Below are 14,139 nucleotides of genomic sequence, written 5' to 3'. Positions count from 1 at the left end.
AATTACTGGCGGAGAAATCCGGTAAATTAGCCTTGGACTCTAAAGCGTAGTGCTACTGAGATTGGGGGGACGTCGCTGCGCTTCGCGTGCCGGCAGGCGGGTGAGCGGAAACAGGCAGACACCGCGCCGCTGCTGCGTCATCAACTGCGCTCTGGCCCAGGGGACGGTGCGGATTTCCACCGGCAAGCCGGCCTGGGCTGCGGCCGCGCGTACCATGTCGTCCCCGATCCCCGGCTGGCTGTCGTGCCCGGGGCCCATGTGTAACGGCGGGTAGAGCATGCTGTACACGGTGAGCGGGGACGAGGCCAGGGCAGAAACCGCAGGCAGGAGCAGGAACAGCGTAAGCAGGCGCATGAGTGGGGGATAGCCGGGCATTCTTCAAGACAAAAGGCGTGCAGCATCTGCACGCCTTTATTGTACGCTGCCTGCGGCGTTGTGGTGCCGGCTCTACTTACCGGAACAGGGCCGCGTTGGCCTCGATGGCCGCCAGTGCGCACTGCTCATCCAGATGGCCGCCCGGTGCGCCACCGATGCCCATGGCACCGATGACCTCATTGCCGGCTTTCAGGGGCACGCCGCCGCCCAACAACAGGAAGCCGGGAATGTCCGCCAGGTTGGCCGCAGCCGGGTTTTTCTGGGCGTTTTCCATCACCGCCAGGCTGGTGTTGCGGGTGGACAGCGCAGTAAAGGCCTTGGCCTGGCTGGCGGCGATGGTGTGCGGGCCGGCGGCATCGGCGCGGGCAAAGGCTTTCAGGTTGCCGCCACGATCGACCACGCTGACGCCAACCTGCCAGCCTTTGGCCAGACATTGGGCTACGGCATCGGTGGCCAGCTTCTGGGCATCGGCCAGCGCCAGGTTGCGTTCGTTCAGCGGCGCGGCCACGGCGGTAGTGAGGGTCGCCAGCAGGCTCAGGGCAAACAGGGTCGTTTTCATTCGGTTTCTCCACACGGGTCAGTGATGCATGCAGTGTAGGGAAACCGTGGCGATGGCAACATTCGCACGGCTGCGGAGCGGTCTCCGTAGGATTACGGAGCCGGTGGCGTGCGCAGCAGCCAGTAATCGCGGATCAACTGTGCCAGCGTGTCCACTTCCAGCTTGGCAAACACATTGGCGCGGTAGGTTTCTACCGTACGCGGCGACAGTTCGAGTTCGCGGGCGATGGCTTTGTTGCTCATGCCCTCTGCAATACGCTGCAGCACGTCGTGCTCTCGGCCAGACAAGCGGGCCAGCCGGTCGCGAGCGGCCTGGCTGGCCGCCTGGCTGGCACGGCGGCTGCTGTGCTGGCGTACGGCCAGCTGTACGGCTTCCAGAAGCACATCGTCGTCTACCGGTTTTTGCAGGAACTCGCAGGCGCCTTGCTTGAATGCGCGCCGGCAATGCTCCACATTGCCATGCCCGGTCAGCAGGATCACCGGCAGGTCGCTGCTTGCTTGCAAGCGGGTCAGTACTTCCAGCCCGCCGATGCCGGGCATGCGCAAGTCCAGCACCACACAGCCGATGGCATGCGGTTCGTAGGCCGCCAGAAAAGCCGCCGGGTCGGCAAAGCCTTGTGAACGCAGGCCGACGCTGCGCAGCAGCAAGGCCAGGGCATCGCGGACGGCGTTGTCGTCGTCCACCAGGTATATCAGCGGGGCTTGGCAGTCAGCCATGGTCGGGCTCCGGGCAGGGCAGGGTCAGGGTAAGGCAGGCGCCGCCACCCGGCAGGTTGGCCGCGCTTAGCTGGCCGCCCATGCCGGTGGCCAGCGAGTCACACAGGCTGAGCCCCAGCCCCAGGCCGCCGGCTTTGCTGCTGCGAAATGGCAGGCCGGGCTGGGCAAGGCGCTCGGCGGGCAAGCCGGGGCCGTTGTCGGCGACGCTGAGCCGGTACAGGCCCGCCTCATGGCGCACCCGTATGCGGATCTCGCCGTCGTGGCGCCCGGCCAGCGCTTCGATAGCATTCTGGACCAGGTTATGCAGGATCTGTTCGACGGCAACAGCATCGGCACAAAGCGGCATGCCGCCGGGTGGACAATCCAGCTGCAGACGAAGGCCTTGTGCCGCCAGCACCGGGGCATGCAGACGCTGCAGACTGGCCAGCATGGCCGGCAGGTCCAGCCGGGTGGGGGCAGGGCGTGACTGGGGTGACACCAGGCTGCGCAGCCGGGCGATGATGTCGCCGGCACGTTTGGCTTGCTCGGCGCTGGACTGGATGGCCCGCCGTACATTGTCGCGCTCCTCATCGTCATCCAGCAGGCGGCCGGCGGCACGCAGGTTGGCCAGGATGGCGGTGAGCGGCTGGTTGAGTTCGTGCGCCATGCCGGCGGCCATTTCCCCCAGCGTGGACAGGCGGCTGATGGCGGACAGCCGTTGCTGTTCGGCGTGCTGTCGCGCGACATGGCGGGCTTGCCAGCGGCTGCCTGCCACCGCGAGCAAGGTAGCCAGTGCCAGACAGCTGGCCAGCCAGCCGGCCCAAGGGAGCTGTGCCGTGCCCAACGTGCCTGCGCTGTGAAAGGCAAAGGCCTGGGCTTGCCCCGGCAGGCGCTTGTCCAGGTGGAAGCGCGCCAGCGCACCGGTGTCGGCGCGCTGCAGCAAGGTGTGCGGGCCATCCGGCAGGGTGAGGGTGATGCGGCCAACGTTGGGCGGCCATTCGCCGGCTGCCAGCAGCTGTTGGCTGTCGATCAGCATGGCCCAGCCAGCGGGAGACAGCAGCCAGTAGCGGCCTTCGCGGTCGGGCAGGGTTTGCCAGTGGCGGGCTCGTGGCGCCGTGGGCGCGCGCGGGTAGCCTTGCCATTGGCTGCCTTGCCAGCGGGCCACGGCTTGCAACTGCGGCATGGCGGTGTGCAGGCTGGCGAGCAGGGCGGGTAACGGCGGCGGGCTGGACAGACTGCCCAGCACGGTCAGCACCGCCTCGTGCTGGACGATTTTCTGGCTGAGCAGACGGTGGCTGATGCTGCTGTCGGTAGCAAAGCGGGCTTGCTGTGCCTGCCAGCCCGCCTGCAGCCATAAGGCCGCTGCCAGCAGACTCAGCAGTAGCCAGCCCAGGGCAAGAGTGCGGGCGATTTTCATCGCTTGATTATGGCACAGCACGCCTGGCGCGCCTTTCCGTAGCATTACGGAGGCTGCCGACGTGAAAACGGCCAGGGGTCGCAGACCGCCTGGCCGTGTCGTGACTGCCGCTAGCTTAGGCTTTCACGCAATCCACGCAGTAGACTTTGCGGCCGTCTACCTGGCTGGCCACCAGGCCGTGGACGTCGGTTTCAAAGCCCGGCAGCTGGCTGTTGAAGGCCTGCACGAAGCGCAAGTAGTCGACGATGGTGGTGTTGAACACTTCGCCCGGAATCAGCAGCGGGATGCCCGGCGGGTACGGTGTCAGCAGTACGGCGGTCACGCGGCCTTCCAGCTGGTCTACCGGTACGCGTTCGATCTCGCGGTGTGCCATCTTGGCGAAGGCGTCGGCCGGGCGCATCGCCGGCTCCATGTCCGACAGGTAGATTTCGGTGGTGAGGCGGGCAATATCGTGCTCGCGGTACAGGCTGTGGATCTTCAGGCACAGGTCTTTCAGGCCCACGCGCTCGTACTGCGGGTATTTGGCCACGAATTCCGGCATCACGCGCCATAGCGGCTGGTTCTTGTCGAAGTCGTCCTTGAACTGCTGCAGCAGCGAAATCAGCGTGTTCCAGCGGCCTTTGGTAATGCCGATGGTGAACATGATGAAGAAGCTGTACAGGCCGGTTTTTTCCACCACCACGCCGTGCTCGGTCAGGTACTTGGTGACGATGGCGGCCGGGATGCCCAGCTCTTCGAAGCTGCCGTCCAGCGACAGGCCCGGGGTGAGCAGCGTGGCCTTGATCGGGTCCAGCATGTTGAAGCCGTCTTCGATGCCGGCAAAGCCGTGCCAGCTGTCTTCCGGCTTCAGCGTCCAGTCGATCGGGTCGCAGATGCCGTCGTCGGACAGCGCCTCCGGGCCCCATACGCGGAACCACCAGTCGTCGCCGTACTCTTCGTCCACCTTGCGCATGGCGCGGCGGAAGTCCAGTGCCTCTACCAGCGACTCTTCCACCAGCGCCTGGCCTCCCGGCTGCTCCATCATGGCCGCGGCCACGTCGCAGCTGGCGATGATGGCGTATTGCGGGCTGGTGGAGGTGTGCATCAGGTAGGCTTCGTTGAAGCTCATGGTGTCCAGCTGGCGGTTCTCCGGGTCCTGCACCAGGATCTGCGAGGCTTGCGAAATGCCGGCCAGCAGCTTGTGGGTGGACTGGGTGGAGAAAATCATCGATTCCTTGCAGCGCGGACGGCCTTCGCCGATGGCGTGGAAGTCGCCGTAGAAATCGTGGAAGCTGGCGTGCGGCAGCCAGGCTTCGTCGAAGTGCAGGGTGTCCACTTCACCATCCAGGATGCCCTTGATCTCTTCCACGTTGTACAGGATGCCGTCGTAGGTGGACTGGGTGATGGTGAGGATGCGCGGTTTGGCGTTCGGGTTCTTGGCCAGTGCTTCGCGGGCAAACGGGTTGGCCGCAATCTTGGCGCGGATGCTATCCAGCGAGAACTCGCTTTTCGGAATCGGGCCGATGATGCCGTAGTGGTTGCGCGTAGGCATCAGGAACACCGGAATGGCACCGGTCATCATGATGGCGTGCAGGTTGGATTTGTGGCAGTTGCGGTCTACCAGCACGATGTCGCCGGCGGCCACGGTGCTGTGCCACACGATCTTGTTACTGGTGGAGGTGCCGTTGGTGACGAAGAACAGGTGGTCGCAGCTGAAAATGCGGGCGGCGTTGCGCTCGGAGGCCGCTACCGGGCCGGTGTGGTCCAGCAGTTGGCCCAGTTCGTCTACCGCGTTGCACACGTCGGCGCGCAGCATGTTTTCGCCAAAGAACTGGTGGAACATCTGGCCCACAGGGCTCTTCAGGAACGCCACGCCGCCGGAGTGGCCCGGGCAGTGCCAGCTGTAGGAGCCGTCGTAGGCGTAGTTCACCAGCGCGCGGAAGAACGGCGGCGCCAGGCTGTCGAGGTAGGATTTGGCCTCGCGGATGATGTGGCGTGCCACGAACTCCGGCGTGTCCTCGTGCATGTGGATGAAGCCGTGCAGCTCGCGCAGGATGTCGTTCGGGATGTGGCGTGCGGTGCGGGTTTCGCCGTACAGGTACACCGGAATGTCCGGGTTGCGGCGGCGGATTTCCGCCACAAAGCCGTACAGGCCGCCCAGCGCGGTTTCGGCCGAGTCGTCGGTGTGGAATTCCTCGTCATCGATGGACAGGATGAAGCCGGCGGCGCGGCTTTGCTGTTGCGCAAACGAGGTGAGATCGCCGTAGCTGGTGTAGCCGATGACGCTCATGCCCTCCGCTTCGATGGCGGCGGCCAGTTCACGGATGCCGGAACCGCTGGTGTTCTCGGAACGGAAGTCCTCGTCGATGATGACGATGGGGAAGTGAAAACGCATACCTGAGTCCTTGTTGCTGTTAACTCGGACACGTCAGGCTGCCGTGGGGCCACTTGGGCAGCGCGTGAGCCACGCCGGGTGCATCGGTGTGGTTCTGTGCACCTGTAACGCCAAAGCTGGCCTTCGCGGCAGGGCCGGAAGTGTCACTCGGTGCGCGTTGGGGCACAGTTCTGTACGTACGACGTGATGCCGCCGCCCTGGATGGCTGGCCTTGAGGCGCGATTGTTTATCCGCCATGCCAAGGCACGACGGAACAAAGGGGCGCTTTGCACCGCGGTCCGCACTGGGAGGCTCGCCTCCTTCACGTCTGCCGGCTTAGGGTGTTGTCGTCCGGGTGGCCCTGATGAGGTTGGCCGCAACGGAAAACACCTTCGAATAACCCAAGAAAGCGCGCATTGTAGCGGCATTGTGGGCGTTCATGTTGCACGGCAGTATTACAGCCGGAAAAAGTTTTTGCGGCGTCGTGCGGCTGGCAAAATTTGATCAAAAAACCTGCTGAAACAAGTGTTTGTTATGGTGTGTGCTTTGGGGGTGTCGTGCTGTCCCGGCGCGCCTTGCGCCGCCGCCACAGCCGTGGCCAGGCGCGCAACAGCACGCTGCCGCCGATCAGCAGCAGCCCCAGCGCCAGCGGCAGTGCGGCCAGGTAGGGAAACCACAGCACGGCTGCGGCCAGCAGCAACAGCACCAGGCCAATGCTGGCAAAGGCGCTGGCTTCGCTGTCTTCCACGTTGCGTGTACCGCGAATGGCGGTATCCAGCACGTCGCCTAGCCGCGCCGCCTGGCGCGCCGCCGCCGCCGCACTCACCGCCGCGTGCTGACGCAAGGGCAGGCGCGGGCCTTGCTGGCGCGGCTTGGCCAGCGCCGGCCGCTTGTGCACGCCGCTGAGCACCACTTCGGTGGCGTGGTCGATGTCCTGTAGAAAGCGGGTTTCCATCTCGGCCGCCAGTACGGCGTCCTCGATGGCGAGGTCCAGCTCGCGGTTGGCCAGCCAGCTGGAGATGTTGAGGTTGGTGGAGCCGATGCGCGCCCAGCGCCCGTCGGCTACCGCCGTCTTGGCGTGGATCATCGGCCCGTTCCATTCGAACACGCGCACGCCGGCTTCCAGCAACGGGCGGTACAAGGTGCGCGACACGGTGGCGATCCAGCCGATGTCGCTGCTGCGCGGTACCAGCAGGCGCACGTCCACGCCGTCGCGAGCCGCGTTCTGCAGCGCGCTGAGGTAGGCGCTGGTGCCCATGAAGTAGGCGTCGGTCAGCCACAGCCGTTCACGGGCAAAGCCGGCAATCAGCAAATCCAGCCGCATCAGTTTGGCGGTGGAGGGGGTGGTGGCAATCAGGCGGGCGCTGACGTGGCCGGCAGGTGCCGGGTTGGCCGCCAGCGGCGGCAGGGTGCCGCCACTGGCTTGCCAGCTGTCGGCAAACGCGGCCAGCGCATCGGCAAGCAAGGGGCCGCGCAGGCTGAGGCCGGTATCGCGCCAGCCCTCCCAGCGCGAGCTGACGCACAAGCCGCCGATGAAGGCGATGTCGCCATCCACCACGATCAGCTTGCGGTGATCACGCCCTGGCAGGTTGAGCCCGGTACGCCAGCCCGGTGCTTGCCAGGCCCGCACCTGGGCGCCGGCCTGCTGCAGTGGCTTGAAGAAGCCGGTGTAGTGCTCGCGCCAGCAACCCAGCCAGTCGTACAGCAAGTACACCTGCACCCCCTGGGCCAGCTTTTGCAGCAGCAGCGCGCGTAGCTGGCGGCCAAACGGGTCGTCGGCAAACAGGTACATCTCGATCAGGATGTAGTCGCCGGCGTCGGCCAACCGTTGCGTCCAGGCGCTGAAGTTGGCCGCCGCATCGAACAGTAGCGCGACGTCATTGCCGCCTACCAGCGGTGCGCCGGCCGAACGCGCCAGCGCCTGCTCGGCCAGTTGGCGGAACAGTTGGCTATCGGCGGACGAGGGCAGTGGCTTGCTCATTGGCTATTGTCTGACAGTATTAAAAATGCAGTATTTTGTCGGGTGCTGGCGCAAAAAATGCTGGTCGTATTTATGAATGTTGATGTCTCTAAAATGTAAAGCCGGCTGCGGGTTTTCCCCAGTACTGTAGTATGTAAATTACAGTAAGTGCTTGTTTGTTAAGTGATAATGCGTCGCACAAAAAGCGGTTGCAGGGTCAGCATTCTTGACCTTAGAATCGAAACATTCGCATCACATTATAAGCAGGGACAAAAGATGGACAGACAGCGCTGGCTGGAGGGCACTTTATACAGCCCGGATTTCGAACAAGACAGCTGTGGCTTCGGTTTAATCGCCCAACTGGACGACAAACCTTCCCACTGGCTGGTCAATACCGCCATTTCTTCCTTGGCCAAACTGACCCACCGCGGCGCCGTGGCTGCCGACGGCAAATCGGGTGACGGCTGTGGCTTGCTGTTCCGCAAGCCGGACGGTTTTCTGCGTGAAGTTGCCGCCGAAGCCGGCTTTGCCCTGAAGGCAGTGTATGCCGCGGGCCTGGTGTTTGCCCACCCGGACGCCGCCCAGGGCGAGCGCAGCCGCAACCGCCTGAAAGAATACCTCGAAAGCCAGGGCTTGGAAGTGGCCGGCTTCCGCCAGGTGCCAATCGATATCGGTGCCTGTGGCGAGCAGGCAATGGCATCGTTGCCCAGCTTCTACCAGGTATTCGTCAACTGCCCCTTCGGCATGGACGAGCTGTCGTTCCAACGCCGTCTGTACATGGGTCGTCGCCAGGCTGAAAAAGCCAACAAGGCAGACGACCCTTATTTTTATCTGCCGACCCTGTCGCCGCACACGCTGTCGTACAAGGGCCTGGTAACGCCGGACAACCTGCACAAGTTCTACCTGGACCTGTCCGACCCGCGTTTCGAGTCCAGCCTGGCGGTGTTCCACCAGCGCTTCTCCACCAACACCTGGCCGCAGTGGAAACTGGCGCAGCCGTTCCGCTTCCTGGCGCACAACGGCGAGATCAACACCGTGCAGGGCAACCGCAACTGGGCCCGCGCGCGCGAACGCATCATGACCTCGCCGCACATCGACATGGACGCCATCCGTCCGATCGTGCAGACCGACGGTTCCGACTCCATGAGCCTGGACAACATGCTGGAAGGCCTGCTGATGGGCGGCATTCCGCTGTTCCGTGCGCTGCGCCTGCTGGTGCCGCCGGCTTGGCAGAACGTGGACTCCACCGATAAAGACCTGCGTGCCTTCTACGAATTCAACTCCATGCACATGGAACCGTGGGACGGCCCGGCCGGTATCGTACTGACCGACGGCCGCTACGCCGGCTGTATGCTGGACCGTAACGGCCTGCGCCCGGCCCGCTGGGTGCTGACCAAAGACAACATCCTCACCATCGCGTCTGAAGTAGGCGTGTGGGACTACAAGCCGGAAGACGTGGTGAAGAAGGGCCGCGTGAAGCCGGGTCAGCTGTTTGCGGCAGACCTGCAAACCGGCGAAATCCTGTACCCGGAGGACATCGACGCGCAGCTGAAATCGGCCAAACCGTACCGTCAGTGGATCAAGGACGCCGGTTCGCGTCTGGAGCTGTCCATCGAGGACGACGCCGGCCTGGAAGCGTGGCCGAAAGATCAGCTGCTGACCTACCAGAAGCTGTACAACATCAGCTTTGAAGAGCGCGATCAGATCCTGCGCGTGCTGGCCGAAGACGGCCAGGAAGCGGTGGGCTCGATGGGTGACGACACCCCGATGGCGGTACTGAGCCAGAAAGTGCGTTCGCCGTTCGACTACCTGCGCCAGCAGTTTGCCCAGGTGACCAACCCGCCGATCGACCCGATCCGCGAAGCCATCGTGATGTCGCTGAATACCGTGTTCGGCCCCGAGCGCAACATGTTCGAGGAAACCGCCGAGCACGCCAAGCGGCTGGAAGTACGCAGCCCGGTGTTGTCGCGCGAGAAATTCATCCGCATTACCACGCGTACCGAGCCGTACCTGAAAGCCACCACCTTCGACCTGTGCTTCGACCCGTCCGAACGTACCCTGCAGCAGGCCATCGAGCGCCTGGCGGCGCACGTGGTGGAAGCGGTACAGGAAGGCACCGTCATCGTGGTGCTGTCCGACCGCACCATTGCGGCCAACCGTCTGCCGATTCCGGCGCTGTTTGCCGTCGGTGCCGTGCACCATGCGCTGATCGACGCCGGCCTGCGCTGCAAGGCCAACATCATTGCCGAAACCGGCACCGTGCGTGACCCGCACCAGATGGCCTGTCTGATCGGCTACGGCGCCACCGCGGTATACCCGTACCTGGCGTACCAGACCATCGTCGACCTGGTGCAAACCGGCGACGTGCAGCTGCGCGTCAACGAAGCGCTGCAGCACTACCGCAAGGGCATCAACAAGGGCCTGATGAAGGTGCTGTCCAAGATGGGTATCTCCACCATCGCCAGCTACCGCGGTGCCCAGCTGTTCGAAGCCATCGGCCTGCACGAAGACCTGGTAACGCTGTGCCTGAAGGGCACCGTATCGCGTATCTCCGGCGCCAGCTTCGAGGACTTCGAGGACGACCAGAAACAACTGTCGCGTCTGGCATTCAACCCGATGCGCCCGGTCACCCACGGTGGCCTGCTGAAGTACGTGCACGGCGAGGAATATCACGCCTACAACCCGGACGTGGTGCAGACGCTGCAAAAAGCGGTGCAGAACACCGACTACGACGCCTACAAGCAGTACGCCGACCTGGTGAATAACCGCCCGGTGGCGATGTTCCGCGACCTGATGCAGCTGCAGCTGGACGGCATCACCCCGATCTCCATCGACGAAGTGGAGCCGGTGGAAAGCATCCTCAAGCGTTTCGACTCCGCCGGCATGTCGCTGGGCGCTTTGTCGCCGGAAGCGCACGAGGCGATGGCCACCGCCATGAACCGCCTGGGCGGCCGCTCCAACTCCGGTGAAGGCGGCGAAGACCCGGCGCGTTACGGCACCGAGAAGATGTCCAAGATCAAGCAGGTGGCGTCCGGCCGTTTCGGCGTGACCCCGCACTACCTGGTGAACGCCGAAGTGCTGCAGATCAAGGTAGCCCAGGGCGCCAAGCCGGGCGAGGGCGGCCAACTGCCGGGCGACAAGGTATCGCCGCTGATCGCCAAGTTGCGCTGCTCCAAGCCCGGCATCAGCCTGATCTCGCCGCCGCCGCACCACGACATCTACTCGATCGAAGACTTGGCGCAGCTGATTTTCGACCTGAAGCAGGTGAACCCGAAGGCGCTGGTGTCGGTAAAACTGGTAGCCGAGCCGGGCGTGGGCACCATCGCTGCCGGCGTAGCCAAGGCTTACGCCGACCTGATCACCATCTCCGGCTACGACGGCGGTACCGGTGCCAGCCCGCTGACCAGCGTCAAGTACGCCGGTAGCCCGTGGGAGCTGGGCCTGACCGAAGCACAGCAGGTGCTGCGTGCCAACGGCTTGCGCGGCCGCGTCCGCGTGCAGACCGACGGCGGCCTGAAAACCGGCCTCGACGTGATCAAGGCCGCCATCATGGGTGCCGAGAGCTTCGGCTTCGGTACCGGCCCGATGGTGGCGCTGGGCTGCAAGTTCCTGCGTATCTGCCACCTGAACAACTGCGCCACCGGCGTGGCCACCCAGGAAGTGAAGCTGCGTTCCAAGTACTTCATCGGCCTGCCGGAAATGGTGATGAACTACTTCCTGTTCATCGCCCAGGAAACCCGCGAGTGGATGGCCAAGCTTGGCGTACGCAATATGGAAGAGCTGATCGGCCGCATGGAACTGCTGGGCCTGGCCGACGGTAATACCGCCAAGCAACAGCGCCTGAACCTGGCGCCGCTGCTGTCGCAAGGTACTGTGCCGGATAGCGTGCCGCGCTTCTGCGTCAGCGAATCCAACCCGTCCTTCGACAAGGGCGAGCTGGCCGAGCAGATCCTGGCCGATGCGCTGCCTGCCATCCACAACAAGCAGATGCTGCAGCTGAGCTACCCGATCGAGAACATCAACCGCTCCATCGGCGCCCGCCTGTCCGGCGAAATCGCCCGCGTACACGGTGCGGCCGGCCTGCCGTTCGGCTGCCTGAAGGTGAAGTTCACCGGCTCCGCCGGCCAGAGCTTCGGCGTCTGGAACGCCCCGGGCCTGCACCTGGAGCTGGAAGGCGACGCTAACGACTACGTAGGCAAGGGCATGGCTGGTGGTCGCGTCACCATCTACCCGCCGAAGGACGCGGCGTACAAGTCGGACGAGTCCATCATCATCGGTAACACCTGCCTGTACGGCGCTACCGGCGGCCAGCTGTTTGCGGCGGGCGTGGCCGGCGAGCGTTTCGCGGTGCGTAACTCCGGTGCGCTGGCCGTGATCGAAGGCGCCGGTGACCACTGCTGCGAATACATGACCGGCGGCAGCGTGATCGTGCTGGGCGAAACCGGCTACAACTTCGGTGCCGGCATGACCGGGGGCTTTGCCTTCGTCTACGACCGTGCCGAGAAGTTTGCCTACCGCTACAACAACGAGCTGGTTGACATCAACCTGATCAACGGCGAAGCGATGGGCATGTACCGTGCCTACCTGCTGGAGAAGATTGCCAAGCACGTGGAGCTCACCGGTTCCGAAACCGGCCGCGCCATGCTGGAAAACTTCGACGACTACGTGGACTACTTCTGGCTGGTGAAGCCCAAGGCCGCCAAGCTGGAAAGCCTGCTGAAAGACTGATAGGGACGGGCGGGTTTGTCCGCCCCTTGATAGCAATGAAAGCACCTTGCGGCCAACGTTGGCCGCAGGGGCAAAGGATCGATGATCATGGGTGACGTTTTCCAGTTCATGAAGCTCTCGCGCAACCCCGGCGACAAGGTAGAAGTCGCGGTGCGCAAGATCGAATTCAAAGAGATTTACACCCCGCTGCACGCGGTAGACGCGGGCGACCAGGCCGGCCGCTGCCTGTCCTGTGGTAACCCCTACTGCGAGTGGGAGTGCCCGGTACACAACTACATCCCCAACTGGCTGAAGCTGGTGAAGGAAGGCAAGTTGTTCGAAGCGGCCGAGATGTCGCACAAGACCAATAGCTTGCCGGAAATCTGCGGCCGCGTTTGCCCGCAGGATCGCCTGTGCGAAGGCGCCTGCACGCTGGAGCAGGGTGGTTTTGGCGCCGTAACCATCGGCAGCGTGGAAAAATTCATTACCGACGAGGCCTACAAGGCCGGTTGGCGCCCGGACATGTCCAAGGTGATCTGGAGCGACAAGAAAGTGGCCATCATCGGTGCCGGCCCGGCGGGCCTGGCCTGTGCCGACGTACTGGTGCGCAACGGCGTGCGCCCGGTGGTGTTTGACCGCTACGAAGAAATCGGCGGCCTGCTCACCTTTGGCATCCCCGAGTTCAAGCTGGAAAAGAGCGTGGTGAAGCGTCGCCGCGAGATCATGGAAGGCATGGGCGTCGAGTTCCGCCTCAATACCGAAATCGGCCGCGATGTCGAAATCGAAACCTTGCTGGCAGAGTACGACGCCGTGTTCATGGGAATGGGCGCTTACAAGTACATGAAAGGCGGCTTCGATGGCGAAGACCTGCCGGGCGTACTGGAAGCGCTGCCGTTCCTGATCAACAACGTGCGCCAGTGCATGGACACGCTGCCGGCAGGCGACGCGCCGGTATCGATGGCCGGCAAGCGCGTGGTGGTACTGGGTGGTGGCGATACCGCGATGGACTGCAACCGCACCTCCATCCGCCAGGGCGCGCGCAAGGTGATTTGTGCCTACCGCCGTGACGAGGCCAATATGCCGGGTTCCAAGCGCGAAGTGGCCAACGCGCGCGAGGAGGGCGTCGAGTTTCTGTGGAACCGCCAGCCGATGGGCATTGAACAGGCCGCCGACGGCAGCCTGCGCCTGAAACTGGCAGAAACCCGCCTCGGTGCGCCGGATGCCAAGGGCCGTCGCAACGCCGAAATCGTGCCGGGTAGCGAAGAAGTGATCGAGTGCGACCACGTCATCGTGGCGTTCGGTTTCCAGGCCGAAGCCGCCAGCTGGTTCGAGCGCCAGGGCGTCACCGTGGCAGCCAACGGTCGCACGTTGGCCGCGGCCAACGGCAAGTTCAAGTACCAGACCGCCAACGCCAAGATCTTTGCCGGCGGCGACCAGGTGCGCGGTGCCGACCTGGTGGTGCGTGCCGTATTCGAAGGCCGTCAGGCTGCCGAGGGCATGCTGGCCTATCTGCAAGTCTGGTAAACCAGTGCAACTGGCCCGTGCGGCCAACCTTGCCCCAGCCCGCCGTCCGGCGGGCTTTGTCATTTCCGGCGGCGGCCAACGCTAAAAATCTTGCCCTGCCCCCTCTTGAAAACCGCGTATGCCGTCCCTATGATTAGCACTCGCAAGGGCAGAGTGCTAATGCACCTGTCCAACACCGCTGAATTGATAGGTAATCATCTTTCAACAGCCACTGCTATTAGGAGAGATAAATGGCAATTCGTCCTCTGCACGATCGTGTTGTTATCAAACGCCTCGAGGCTGAAGAAAAAACCGCTTCCGGCATCGTTCTGCCGGGCGCCGCTGCTGAAAAGCCGGACATGGGTGAAGTGGTTGCCGTAGGTAACGGCAAGATCCTCGAAAACGGCGAACGCCGTGCCCTGGAGCTGAAAGTCGGCGACAAGGTTATCTTCGGCAAGTATTCCGGCCAGACCGTCAAGGTTGACGGTAACGAGCTCCTCGTGATGCGCGAGGAAGACGTGATGGGCATCGTCGAGTAATCCGTCCCCATCCCGCTTGTACTAACTGATT

The 14,139-nt window shown here is 63.7% G+C and carries 9 protein-coding genes; 3 read left to right on the top strand and 6 right to left on the bottom strand.

Translation table 11 applies throughout. The annotated features are described in order from the left end of the window. Positions 1–39 precede the first annotated feature (39 nt). From FLQ03_RS03770 to FLQ03_RS03745, 6 genes are all read right to left on the bottom strand, one after another. On the bottom strand, positions 40–258 hold the full coding sequence (locus FLQ03_RS03770; RefSeq protein WP_144373027.1) for a type 2 periplasmic-binding domain-containing protein: 219 nt from the start codon (positions 256–258) through the stop codon (positions 40–42). Between the two features lie 193 nt (positions 259–451). Beyond that, complete coding sequence (locus FLQ03_RS03765; protein ID WP_144373026.1) at positions 452–934, bottom strand: GlcG/HbpS family heme-binding protein; 483 nt, start codon at positions 932–934, stop codon at positions 452–454. 92 nt (positions 935–1,026) lie between these two features. Continuing rightward, the gene (locus tag FLQ03_RS03760) at positions 1,027–1,650 is read right to left on the bottom strand and encodes a response regulator transcription factor (RefSeq protein ID WP_144373025.1); all 624 of its coding nucleotides are present in this window, start codon (positions 1,648–1,650) and stop codon (positions 1,027–1,029) included. Then, positions 1,643–3,046: a sensor histidine kinase gene (locus FLQ03_RS03755; RefSeq protein ID WP_170252297.1), complete on the bottom strand. Its 1,404-nt coding sequence runs from the start codon at positions 3,044–3,046 to the stop codon at positions 1,643–1,645. Before FLQ03_RS03755 ends, FLQ03_RS03760 begins: the two co-directional genes overlap by 8 nt. 115 nt (positions 3,047–3,161) lie before the next feature. Further along, on the bottom strand, positions 3,162–5,420 hold the full coding sequence (locus FLQ03_RS03750; protein ID WP_144373023.1) for an arginine/lysine/ornithine decarboxylase: 2,259 nt from the start codon (positions 5,418–5,420) through the stop codon (positions 3,162–3,164). Positions 5,421–5,931: 511 nt separating this feature from the next. Then, positions 5,932–7,380: a phospholipase D-like domain-containing protein gene (locus FLQ03_RS03745; RefSeq protein WP_144373022.1), complete on the bottom strand. Its 1,449-nt coding sequence runs from the start codon at positions 7,378–7,380 to the stop codon at positions 5,932–5,934. Positions 7,381–7,635: 255 nt separating this feature from the next. On the opposite strand from FLQ03_RS03745, the gene gltB reads away from it, so the two are divergent. From gltB to groES, 3 genes are all read left to right on the top strand, one after another. Further along, a complete protein-coding gene (gene gltB / locus FLQ03_RS03740) occupies positions 7,636–12,087 on the top strand; it encodes a glutamate synthase large subunit (protein WP_144373021.1) in 4,452 nt (1,483 codons plus the stop codon). An 87-nt stretch (positions 12,088–12,174) separates the two neighbouring features. Next, complete coding sequence (locus FLQ03_RS03735; protein ID WP_144373020.1) at positions 12,175–13,590, top strand: FAD-dependent oxidoreductase; 1,416 nt, start codon at positions 12,175–12,177, stop codon at positions 13,588–13,590. Positions 13,591–13,820: 230 nt separating this feature from the next. Beyond that, entirely contained in the window at positions 13,821–14,108 is a 288-nt protein-coding gene (groES, locus tag FLQ03_RS03730; protein ID WP_144373019.1) for a co-chaperone GroES, read from the top strand. Positions 14,109–14,139: the final 31 nt, after the last annotated feature.

Origin of the sequence: Vogesella urethralis (genome assembly GCF_007644045.2) — a bacterium.
GTDB lineage: Bacteria > Pseudomonadota > Gammaproteobacteria > Burkholderiales > Chromobacteriaceae > Vogesella > Vogesella urethralis.
Note: the sequence above shows the minus strand (reverse complement) of the source record. Positions and strands in the feature narration are given on the sequence as shown.

Coding starts and splice junctions, on each gene's coding strand:
- FLQ03_RS03770 (WP_144373027.1), bottom strand. CDS start 258: ATGGGCCCCGGGCACGACAGCCAGCCGGGGATCGGGGACGACATGGTA.
- FLQ03_RS03765 (WP_144373026.1), bottom strand. CDS start 934: ATGAAAACGACCCTGTTTGCCCTGAGCCTGCTGGCGACCCTCACTACC.
- FLQ03_RS03760 (WP_144373025.1), bottom strand. CDS start 1,650: ATGGCTGACTGCCAAGCCCCGCTGATATACCTGGTGGACGACGACAAC.
- FLQ03_RS03755 (WP_170252297.1), bottom strand. CDS start 3,046: ATGAAAATCGCCCGCACTCTTGCCCTGGGCTGGCTACTGCTGAGTCTG.
- FLQ03_RS03750 (WP_144373023.1), bottom strand. CDS start 5,420: ATGCGTTTTCACTTCCCCATCGTCATCATCGACGAGGACTTCCGTTCC.
- FLQ03_RS03745 (WP_144373022.1), bottom strand. CDS start 7,380: ATGAGCAAGCCACTGCCCTCGTCCGCCGATAGCCAACTGTTCCGCCAA.
- gltB (WP_144373021.1), top strand. CDS start 7,636: ATGGACAGACAGCGCTGGCTGGAGGGCACTTTATACAGCCCGGATTTC.
- FLQ03_RS03735 (WP_144373020.1), top strand. CDS start 12,175: ATGGGTGACGTTTTCCAGTTCATGAAGCTCTCGCGCAACCCCGGCGAC.
- groES (WP_144373019.1), top strand. CDS start 13,821: ATGGCAATTCGTCCTCTGCACGATCGTGTTGTTATCAAACGCCTCGAG.